The sequence below is a fragment of the Acinetobacter sp. ABJ-A23_2 genome (assembly GCF_044538765.1).
Classification (GTDB): Bacteria; Pseudomonadota; Gammaproteobacteria; order Pseudomonadales; family Moraxellaceae; genus Acinetobacter; species Acinetobacter nosocomialis_A.
In genome coordinates this window covers 1-5,334 of record NZ_JBIUCP010000091.1, presented here as the reverse complement: position 1 = coordinate 5,334, position 5,334 = coordinate 1, and the positions used below count along the sequence as shown (strand labels likewise).

Annotated in this window: 4 protein-coding genes; all 4 read left to right on the top strand. The window is 35.7% G+C overall.

Annotation, left to right across the window (positions count from 1 at the left end; genetic code table 11):
• The first annotated feature begins 158 nt into the window (after positions 1-158).
• The 4 genes from ACH63V_RS17845 to ACH63V_RS17830 all read left to right on the top strand — a co-directional run bounded on the left by ACH63V_RS17845 (position 159) and on the right by ACH63V_RS17830 (position 5,115).
• Complete coding sequence (locus ACH63V_RS17845) at positions 159-695, top strand: fimbrial protein (protein WP_311071398.1); 537 nt, start codon at positions 159-161, stop codon at positions 693-695.
• A 70-nt stretch (positions 696-765) separates the two neighbouring features.
• Positions 766-1,506 carry a molecular chaperone gene (locus ACH63V_RS17840; RefSeq protein ID WP_396464296.1) on the top strand — a complete coding sequence of 247 codons (741 nt, stop codon included), beginning with the start codon at positions 766-768 and terminating at the stop codon, positions 1,504-1,506.
• Between the two features lie 55 nt (positions 1,507-1,561).
• Positions 1,562-4,099 (top strand): fimbria/pilus outer membrane usher protein, encoded by a 2,538-nt coding sequence (locus tag ACH63V_RS17835; protein ID WP_396464295.1) that lies wholly within the window; start codon positions 1,562-1,564, stop codon positions 4,097-4,099.
• Entirely contained in the window at positions 4,096-5,115 is a 1,020-nt protein-coding gene (locus ACH63V_RS17830; RefSeq protein WP_396464294.1) for a fimbrial protein, read from the top strand. The genes ACH63V_RS17835 and ACH63V_RS17830 overlap by 4 nt, the downstream gene beginning before the upstream one ends.
• Positions 5,116-5,334: the final 219 nt, after the last annotated feature.

The following is a 5,334-nucleotide window of genomic DNA, read 5'->3' as shown; positions in this document are numbered from 1 at the left end:
AACTTATTTATTAAAAAATAACCAATCAAAATATATAAAAATATAATGTTATTCTTGTTTTTTAATTGAAAGGTGCTATATTTCCACCGCACTACTTGATCAGAATAAAAGCACTGAAAAGTAAGCAATCTATACTTATAGGATATTTCGGGGATTTCATGAAAAAATTTATTTTTATAGCGACAGCTACGCTTTTTAATATTACAGCAGCACAAGCAGCGGACGGTACAATTACTATTAATGGTTTAGTAACTGATAATACTTGTACAATTGATACAGGTGATAAAAACCTTACTGTGAATTTACCTACAGTATCATCTCAATCTTTAAAAAATGCAGGTGATGTTGCTGGTCGCACTCCTTTTCAAATCAATTTAACCAATTGTGCTTCAGCTGGAAAAGTTGCGACTTATTTTGAACCAGGCGCAACTGTCGATTTTAATACTGGCCGCTTATTAAACCAAGCTACCTCTGGTGCAGCTGCTAATGTCAATATTCAACTATTAGGGAGCAATAATGCAGTAATTCCTGTACTTGCTAAAGGAATTTCAGGTGCACAGGATAACTCTCAATGGGTAAATGTTTCTGCTGGTGGTAATGCTGATCTTAATTATTATGCTGAATATTATGCGACTGGTGCATCTACTGCTGGTACTGTAACTTCACAAGTAAAATACACGATTATTTATCAATAATTTAAAACCAGCTTCTATTATTAAATAGAAGCTATATCTCATCTATTATTTGTTATTGAGAATATGACTCATGCTTTTTCGTGGTCGTAAATTTTTTTGGGGAATGGCTTGTCTTCAAGCCGTAATTGCTACTACAGGACATGCTGAAATAGTACTTCATGGTACACGTGTAATATACCCATCGGACGCCCGAGAAGTCAGCTTACAGCTCAGCAATAATGGTACAGCTCCTTCTCTTGTTCAAGCTTGGATTGATGACGGAAATGCTAAATCGACTCCCGATGAGTCGAATGTACCCTTTATTATTACACCTCCTATTTCACGCATCGAACCATCTAAAGGTCAAACTTTACGAATTACTGCGCTACCCAATGCGTCTCAATTAAACCAAAATAAAGAAAGTGTTTTCTGGCTTAATGTATTAGATATTCCCCCAAGACCAGAAGGGAAAAAACAAGAAAATAATGAAGCATTACCTAATAATTTTCTTCAATTAGCGATTCGTTCACGAATTAAATTCTTTTATCGACCAGTAAATTTAAAAGAAAATATTGATACTTTTAGTGAAAAAATCCAGTGGGTAAAAAACGGGGAAACATTGCTTATTAAAAACCCTACTACCTTTTACATTACAATAAGCTCAATTTTTCAAGAACAGAATCATCAAAAAACAGACTTATTAAAACAAGGTCTGATGATTGCTCCATTTTCAGAAGATCAGATAAAAATTAAAAATAGCAATATAACGAATATGAGCTTTGTTTATATAAATGATTACGGCGGGCGAATTGAAAAAACAATAAAGTTCTAAACCTATCTATCTTTTTAAAAACTTAAACACCTATTTATGAATAGGCATAAAGACTATGTCAGAATGGTTCATGCTCAGCACATGCTTTAAAAAGCGCACTAGTTATTATCTAGTATTAAGCATAGCGATTAATGTGCCCTTAGTCGCATATGCATCAGATAATATGAGTGGGCAAAATATACTAAAAGCAGACTTTGATACTAACTTTTTAGTAGGAAATGCACAGAAAATCGACATTGGTCGATTTAAATACGGCAATCCTATTTTACCGGGCGAATATAGTCTTGATGTATATATTAATGGACAATGGTTAGGTAAAAGAAAGTTTGTTTTTAAAACTACAAGTTCCAATGAAAATGCAAAAACCTGTTTTACCGCAGATATGCTTTTAGAATATGGGGTTAAATCAGAAATTCTTCATCGGGAAGCAAATAATTTACCTACCTGTAGTGATTTAGAAAAATGGGTCAACGATGCTTTTTATCAATTTGATACTTCTCGTCTAAGACTTGATATTTCGATCCCTCAAGTTGCTTTACAAAAAAATGCTCAAGGATACGTCGACCCACGTTTATGGGATCGGGGTATAAACGCTGCTTTTTTTGCATACAATGCTTCCGCCTATCGTATTGTAAGTAATGGCCATGAAACAAGTCATGCTTTTATGGGTACAAATGTCGGGATAAATCTCTATGACTGGCAATTACGCCATACTGGTCAGTGGAAATGGCAAGATCATAACGAAATCTCAGAAAAGACTTCTTCCTATACATCAAATAATACTTATGCCCAAAAAGCATTTCCTAAGCTTAATAGTGTTGTTACTTTAGGTGATTACTTTACCAATAGTAATTTTTTTGATGCCCTACCTTATCGTGGAATTAACATATCAAGTGATGACCGCATGCTGCCTAACAGTATGCTTGGATATGCTCCACAAATTCGGGGTTATGCAAAGACCAATGCGAAAGTTGAAGTACGCCAACAGGAAAATTTAATTTATCAAACTACTGTTACACCCGGAAGTTTTGAAATTAACGATCTTTACCCGACAGGTTTTGGTGGTGAACTACAAGTTTCTATATACGAGACCAATGGAGAGGTTCAAAAGTTCTCTATTCCCTACGCTTCTGTAGTAGAGATGCTACGCCCAAAGATGAGCCGTTATTCTTTTACTCTGGGACAGTTTAGAGATGCCAATATCAATTTAAATCCATGGCTGGTACAAGGGAAATATCAAAGAGGCATTAATAACTATTTAACAAGTTATGCAGGGTTTCAGGCAACCGAGCACTACCAGTCTTTTCTCATAGGTAGCGCATTTGCAACTCCAATTGGTGCAATTGCATTTGATGCAACTCAATCGAATGCTGATTTTGACCAAAAGCCTACACTTAAAGGGCAAAGTTACCGTTTAAGTTATAATCGATTATTTACGCCAACGAATACAAATTTAACTTTGGCAACCTACAGATACTCAACCGAAAATTATTTGAAATTAAGAGATTCAATTTTAATTCAAGATTTACAACAACGAAATATCGATAGTTTTTCTGTAGGTAAACAAAAAAGTGAATTTCAGATCACATTGAATCAAAGTCTTCCACATCAATGGGGTAATTTTTATTTGGTAGGTTCATGGATTAGTTACTGGAATCAACCTCATCGTAATCAACAATTTCAATTTGGATATAGCAATCAATTTAGAGATTTAATCTACAGTATTTCCGCAATGACTCATGAGCTAGACTTAGAAAATCAACGGTCAGGTCATGAAACGCAATATTTATTGTCCCTATCTTTTCCACTTAAAATTAAGAAAAACACAATTAACTTTAATAGTTCTATTTCAGAAGATAGTAAGACTTTAGGGATGAGTGGTTATATCGGAAACCGATTTGAATATGGCTCATCCGTTTCATATCAAGATCAAGGACAAACCAGCGCAAATATTAATGGTACCTACCGGACCAACTACACAACTGTAGGTGCGTCATTTAGTCAATCAGACGCATATCAACAGGAAATGGTCAATTTAAACGGAAGTATAGTTGCCCATTCGAAAGGTCTTTTATTTGGACCAGATCAAGTGCAAACCATGGTATTGGTCTATGCACCCGAAGCCACCGGTGCTCGAGTCGGCAACACGTCTGGTCTAAGCATTAATAAACAAGGTTATGCAGTTATTCCTTATGTTACCCCGTATCGTTTGAATGACATTAGCCTTGACCCTCAAGGAATGCCCTCAAATGTTGAACTTTCAGAAACAAGTCACCGTATTGCACCTTATGCAGGATCAATAACCAAAGTCGACTTCTCAACAAAAACGGGTTATGCACTCTTTATTAATACCCAAACGCCTAATGGTGGTCATCTGCCATTCGCTGCACAAGTATTTAACCAGAATAACGAAGCGGTTGGAATGGTAGCTCAAGGTAGTCGCATTTATTTACGTACTCCTCTAACCCATGATCATCTTTATGTGAAATGGGGAGAAAGTAATACCGAAGAATGTCAACTTGAATATGACATTCAATCAAAAATCTCACAGGAAAAACAATCAATTATTATGACAGAGGCAATCTGCAAATGAAAAAAATGCTTATACAGAGTGGCTTATTAATCACGAGTTTCTTTATTTATAACCAAGCCTATGCAAACTGTACTTTAAGTAAAGGTTTTACCACAGTTGATATTCCAATAACGATTGGTACTATTGTAGTTCGTCCGACCGATCCAATCGGGACAGTTCTACAAAAGAATACTTTTACCATTTCACCCAATAATTCTACTGCAACGTGTAACCGCCCCAGTGACCAAATTACAGCGGCTCTACCTCTAAATTATCCAATTAGTGCTATAGGCAATAATGTTTATGCTACAAATATTCCCGGTATAGGCATTCGAATTTATCGTGAAGTAACAGACTCTTCAAACGCTTCTGGCTATTACCCTTATAAACTTACATTGACTCCCCAGACAACATACACTCTTTCACCAGGCTATATTGTCTTGGAAGTGATTAAAACTGCTGCTACTACTGGTTCTGGGGCATTGGTGACTGGTCGTTATAGTACTTACTATGTAACAGGCCAACAGAATCGTCCCTTCTTAACAACCACAGTATTAGGAAGTGCACCTATTCTCATTGCATCATCATCTTGTGAGATCCAAAATGGCGTAGATACGGTTGTTGAACTTCCTACTGTGACAAAATCAGGCTTTAGAGCTATCGGATCAACTCAAGGTGAGAAAAACTTTAACCTATCCATTCTGTGTAACGGTGGCGAGAATAACTCAGGTGTACCTACAAGTAATACTTTGAGTTTAAGCTTTGACTATAATTCTGACACAGCAAACAGTCAGGTTATTAACAACAGCGCTGCTGAATCAACTAAAGCGAATGGCGTTGGTGTAGAGCTTCTATGGAATATGAATGGTGCAAACAACACGATTCAAAAAGGAAATAAACTAGGGATTGGTACTATAGGCTCTAATCAAACAGTTCAATATGATGTCCCCTTAACTGCACGTTACTACCAAACTGCTGCCAATGTCACAGCTGGAGAAGTCAAAGCTAATGCCACAGTCACGATTCAATATGATTAGAATAGTTTTGGTACATTCTAAGTACTGACCCTGAACAGAACATAGTTAGATATATTGAATAAAAAAATTATAGGAATAATTTTTAATTAATACTAAAAAAATTATTTTTTAATATGAATGATTTTTTAAATTTTACTAATAAATAAGCTAAAAAAATGCTCATAAGCGAATAAAGCTCATGAGCATTAGTGATAACCACTTAACCTGAAATACAAATTG